Annotated in this window: 5 protein-coding genes; 1 reads left to right on the top strand and 4 read right to left on the bottom strand. The window is 64.2% G+C overall.

Translation table 11 applies throughout. The annotated features are described in order from the left end of the window. Positions 1-127 precede the first annotated feature (127 nt). From H8A92_RS39385 to H8A92_RS39370, 4 genes are all read right to left on the bottom strand, one after another. Positions 128-976 (bottom strand): FRG domain-containing protein, encoded by an 849-nt coding sequence (locus H8A92_RS39385; RefSeq protein ID WP_229200645.1) that lies wholly within the window; start codon positions 974-976, stop codon positions 128-130. Positions 977-1,508: 532 nt separating this feature from the next. Beyond that, complete coding sequence (locus tag H8A92_RS39380; RefSeq protein WP_229200644.1) at positions 1,509-1,724, bottom strand: hypothetical protein; 216 nt, start codon at positions 1,722-1,724, stop codon at positions 1,509-1,511. A 406-nt stretch (positions 1,725-2,130) separates the two neighbouring features. Further along, positions 2,131-2,937: a lytic murein transglycosylase gene (locus H8A92_RS39375; protein ID WP_229200643.1), complete on the bottom strand. Its 807-nt coding sequence runs from the start codon at positions 2,935-2,937 to the stop codon at positions 2,131-2,133. 216 nt (positions 2,938-3,153) lie between these two features. Continuing rightward, a complete protein-coding gene (locus H8A92_RS39370) occupies positions 3,154-3,564 on the bottom strand; it encodes an ester cyclase (RefSeq protein WP_229200642.1) in 411 nt (136 codons plus the stop codon). Between the two features lie 523 nt (positions 3,565-4,087). On the opposite strand from H8A92_RS39370, the gene H8A92_RS39365 reads away from it, so the two are divergent. Continuing rightward, the coding region (locus tag H8A92_RS39365; RefSeq protein ID WP_229200641.1) for a tetratricopeptide repeat protein at positions 4,088-5,467 on the top strand (1,380 nt) is incomplete at its 3' end.

Below are 5,467 nucleotides of genomic sequence, written 5' to 3'. Positions count from 1 at the left end.
ATAACCACAACAGGCCGTTGTGGCGCGATGCTGGGGCCACAGCTCGCTTCAACAACAGGCCCCTGTGGTTGATGGGTCCCGGGTCAGGCCCGGGACGACACCGAGTATTTGGCGCGATCAGCGCACCTCACCCGCCGAGCTGCTTCTTCACCCCGAGCGCCAGACGAAACAGCGGATCGCTCCGCTCCGACGGATAGAGCGCGCTCTTCGTCACCTGCGGAAAATTGTCGTTCTTCCAGAACGACGCCGGCGCGAACGAGAATTTTGCCACCAGCCGCCGGCCGAAATCCATCTCGTAGGGGAAGTAGTTTTCCTTCTGCTCGGTGCCGGACATCTCCGGATATTCGCCGAGCAGATAGCCCTCCTGGATGTGCGGCCGCACCGCTGCCGGCGGGCAGACGCTGGAGAGGCGGACGATCTGGAGGCCGGCCTCGGCGCTCGCAGTGATCGCGCCACTCAGATTCGGCACGCCGAGCACATAGAGGAACGCGGTGCCGGTCTCCGCCAGCGAGGCAAACGAGGCGGCAATGCGGATCGAATGGGTGACGTCGAGCAGCGGCGTGGTGCAGACCTCGTAGTGCTGCAGGATCGACCAGCGCAGGATGCGATGCCGCTTCAGCCGCTCGAGCCCGAGCAGTTTTTCCTTGGCGTATTCGGCGATCAGAATCTGCTCGGCGCGACGCAGGACCTCGAACCGCTCTACCAGCGTTTCACGGTCCGGGTTGCTGCGGCCGCCGCGGAACAGCGTCGGCTTCAGCGACGAGTTGTTCTTGACATTGCGGTGGTCCGCGCCCTGGCCGCGAAACAGCAGCACATGGTCGCGGTTGAGGAATTGCAGCTCGGCGATCTTGGTGGCGAGTTCGAGATAGGTGCCGACGCGATGGCCCGGCCCCTCCCGCACCGCCGAATTCCTCGCGATCTGGCATCCGCGGCGATCGAAGAACGACCAGATCTTTTGGCTGCCGATGGTTTCCATTGAGCCCTGCACTCTCGACCCGTCACTGCCTGCGCGCGATGCGGCCGGATGTAAAGAGGGCGCCGCTCAATGGCGCGGCGTTTTCGACAGGAGCGATCTTGCCGGTGTCAGCGTTTAGCCCGGGCGATCCAGGGGGTCACCGATAATACCGATAGGGCGGTTCAAAAACGTATGTCGAGCCGTAGCGGTACGGCAGAGGATCATAGCCGATCAAATATGCTGATCTTGGTCGGTAGTGCCTGTATCGAACGATGTGGACGGGCCTGTGCAATGTGCTGCATACGCACCGCTGACGTGAGCTGAGATCGGAAGCCTGACTGCGCTGCGACTTCAGCCGATATGCGGACGCCGAGTCCGGAAGAATGCACAGTGCGCCAAAAGCGAAAGTCGCCAGCAACCGAACCATGATCGAAAGACCTTTTGCCAAGCAGCCTTGTCAGGAGCTCGCCTGGATAACAACCGTAAAACGGGCAAGTTCCTATCCGGGTGGGCAACGGCCCGGACTGGGCGACGGGCCGGAGGCCACCTTGCGCTAGGGATGCAGAAGCCAAAGCAAACGCTGGCGGTCCTGCTCTCGCTCAAGTTGATTTTTTCGCATCGCTTCGAGCTCGGCTTCAATCTTGGCAGTGTTCTTGTTCAGCCGCTTCAATTCAATCAGCAGCGCCTCGTGCTCCGCCAGCCGCCTTTCCCCTTCGACCACGTCGAGTTCGATCTGCCTCAACTCGTCCATGATCGCGTCTTTGTACATCATCCTTCCGCGCCGGTCGGACTTGTGCCTTGTGCTGCGCCATTTTCGCGCTTTCCAACGGCTCGAAGACGTCGCCGTTCCTGGCGATATCGAATAGTGCGCAACCTTCCGGGAAATTCTGGCAATCGAAGGAACGGCGGAGGAGGCGATCAGGTTGTTGCGCGTCCAGTGCCGTTCATTGCGGCGCTGGGGACGACCAAAGTGGAGACTTGACCTCAGCGCGCCCCCTCTCGCTGAGGTCATCTTTCGGGAACTGGTGGCAATCCCGGCCGTTGGACATTTTCTATCGGTGAGAGGGACGACGTAGGCCCGGGGCGTCCCCGGGCGCTGGGGCCGCTTCGTTGGCACAGGAGCGCCGGCCGGGTTTCCGGAGGGCGATGGTGGGAACGACTCCGCCTGCCCTCGCTCACCGCCCGACAAGCTGATCCGCAAAATACCCGATGGTCTTGCGATAGATCACCGCCCTGTTCCACTCGCGCATCGCCTCGAAATTCGCGCTGCCTTCGCCATACGGCGCGCCCATCTTGAAGCCGTTCGAGTGCAGCAGGTTCGCGGTCGAGGCCAGCACGTCGGGCACCGAGTGGCGCAGATCGACATGGCCGTCGCCGTCGAAATCGACGCCATACTTGATGTAGGACGACGGCAGGAATTGGGTCTGCCCGATCTCGCCGGCATAGGCGCCGATCATGTCATTGAGGCGGAGATCGCCGCGCTGCAGGATCTTGAGCGCGGCCAGCAGCTCGCCCTGGAACAGGTCGGTGCGGCGGCAATCATGCGCCAGCGTGGCGAGCACGCGGAACACCGGCAGCTTGCCCATGTCGCCCTTGCCGAAATCGGTCTCCAGCCCCCAGATCGCTACCAGGATCTGGCGCGGCACGCCGTATTGCTGCTCGATCTTCGACAGCAGCGCCGCGTGACGCTGCAACATGGCGCGGCCGCCATTGATGCGCCCGGCGCCGACGCGGGTTGCGACATACTGCTCGAAAGTCTTGTTGAAGGTGTAGCGCTGCCGCCGGTCGAAGGCGAGCACTCCGCCATCCTGCTGCACCCCACCGAGCGCCTGCGAGATCACGTCCTGCTGAATGCCGGCGCTAGCTGCCTCCTGCGAGAACGACTGGACGAAGGCCGGAAAACTGCCGCCGCAGCGGGCAGCGTAGGAGGGGGTGGCAAACAGCAAGGCGCCGAACACAACCGCCAAACGACCCCTGAGCATGCAAACATCCCTCCTGCTTCGATGGCCGATCATGCCCGGGAATGTCGCGCGCGTCAAAATAGGCTCTGCGCAGGATTGAAGACGTGATCCAGATCGTTGCCCAACACCGGGGGGAGGTTGAAGCGAGTTACGATTCCCATGTCGGAGACTTTTGATTCATCGCGCAAGCTTACGGCGCATCACGGTCGCAGCGCGACGGAGTTGTGCAGATTTCCCTCAATCCCTGAGCTGACGTTCCAGGTCGACGAAATCGATCTCCGCCCAGCGTTCGGTGATCTTGCCGTCCCTGATCCGCCAGAACGTCATGCCGCGGAATTCGACGTGACGGCCGGTTGGTTGAATGCCGCGCCACGGGCTGCGGTGGCGGCCGCGCCAGACGAAGCGGCCGGCGACGATGTCACGCTCGGCCACCAGGCATTCGGCCACGGCCGACAACTCGGCGAAGGTCTCGTGCATCGCAGTCGAATGCGCGATCACCTCCTCCGCGCTCATCCGCTTGCCTGCGGCATGATCGAAGAAGTCGGACGCCAGCTGCGCGCGGATCGCATCGGGATCGAGGCGATTGGTCACGGCGTCGTAATGCGCGAGCACGAGCGCCTTGTTGGCGTCGAGGGTGGCGTTGGACATCGGCGATCAGCCTTCAAATGAAAAGTTGTAGAAAGCGAAGGATGCGCCTCATACGCGAATCGGGCGGGATGGTGCAAGTGACGATGGTCAGAATTCATTTCCGCTTTCGGCCGCGCGCGTTTCTGTACCGAAGTGAAAGGCGGTCGCCGGGAGAACGCGGTGCCCTGCGCGCTGATTGTCGCCCCTGAAGCCGACTTGATGCGGACGGCACGACCAGTCCGCACGTCGGCGGTAACATCGTCCGACGGCCTGATCATGCCGGAGGCATGCAAGCGATGCCGCAAGGCACCCGCCCGTGCATGGCGCGGGAGCAATTCGGGGCTCACTGCGTGAACGCCGGAGGCACCGGCTGCGACCAACAAGCACGATTTCGGCTCACCGGCTCCGCGCCACGCGCATCCGGCCGCGCTGTCTTGTTCATGCAAAGGCGCGCCGGTAAAGCGTCGCGAGCCTGTTGCGACGACGCCGTCAGGTGCGGGGAACGCGATCCGATGACGGACTGCACGATGAGGATGCGTTACTGATGAAGCTCACCGGGGGTTCCGCTCGCGCGCGCGGGGTGGCCGCATCGCTCAGTATCATCCTCGCATTCGGCACCGTTCTGATCGGACCGATCGACACCGCCATCGCGCAGAGTTCCTCCGCCAGGCGCGCGCCGGCGCAAGGCACCGGCGGCACGCAGGCGGTCACCGCGCAGATCAAGAACGCCGTCGCGCTGACCCGCGGCGGCAAGATCGACGCGGGCTACGCCCAGTTGCTTGCAGCACTGGATGCGGCAGACAAGCTCGATGACGCGCAGTTCGTCATGGAGCAATATTTCGACGCGACCGCCGCGCTGCGCGCGATCAGGCGCGACGATCTGGCCGAAAAACTGTTCGTCCGCGCGTTCCAGGGCAAGGCGGCCGCGCAATCGCCGCCCGGCAATGCCGACGTGCTCCTGATGTACGCGATCCTGATATCCGACCACGCCAGGATCGCCGAGGCCGTGCCGCTCTACATGAAGGCGATCGCGGCCTTCAATGCCTATTGGGGCGAGGGCTCCGAGGAATCGCTGATCGCCAATGACAAGCTCGCGGTCGCGCTCTCGGCCAACGGCTCGGCTGCGTCGGCGACGAATCTGGGCCGGCACAATTTCGAGCGCTCCGAGAAGGCGCTGGGGCCCGACCACCGCACCACCTGGAAGCTCGCCAACAACTATGCCGACATGCTGCGCGAGATCGGCGCGCCGGCGAAGGCGCTCGAGCTCGATCTGTTCGCGATCGAGAAGCGCGCCAAGCATTATGGCGAGAACCATCTCAACACGTTGGTGTCGGTCAACAATGCCGGGCAGGACTTCCTCGCTCTCGGGCGCTTCGACGACGCCCGCCGCTATTTCCGCCGGCATCGTGCGATCGCGACCGCGATGGCGCCGAAGGACCCGAGCTTCGCCGGCCAGGCCGACGCCTGGCTGTTCTACACCGACATGCTCGCCGCCGGCGACGCCGCGATGTCGCAAGCCGATCTGGCGCGGCTGGAGGCGATCGTCGCCAATGAGGAGAACTTTGCGGATTTCCTGCGCGTCAAGGCCGCGGTGCTCGCCGCCGGCCAGCACGAGCGGCGCGGCGAGCCCGAAAGGGGCATGCGGCTGCGCGAGACGGCGCTGGCGATCTCGACCAAGGCCTTCACCGCGCAGCATCCGCTCAGTTTCGAGATCAAGCTCGGCGTCGCCGTTGCACTGATCGCGACCGATCCGAGCCGCGCCGTGCAGGCCTTCACCGCGCTCGACCGCGAGATGTTCGAATGGATGAAGCGCGAGGTCGGCACGGCGGGTGATCGTGCCGTGGCGGAGGCGATCCGCGCCCATGCCGACCACCTGCTGTTCGCGTTCGGCCGCTTCGCCACCGGAGCCGGGTCCGCGGTGGCG

It is taken from the genome of Bradyrhizobium acaciae (assembly GCF_020889785.1).
Classification (GTDB): Bacteria; Pseudomonadota; Alphaproteobacteria; order Rhizobiales; family Xanthobacteraceae; genus Bradyrhizobium; species Bradyrhizobium acaciae.
This window is presented reverse-complemented; position numbering and strand designations above follow the sequence as displayed.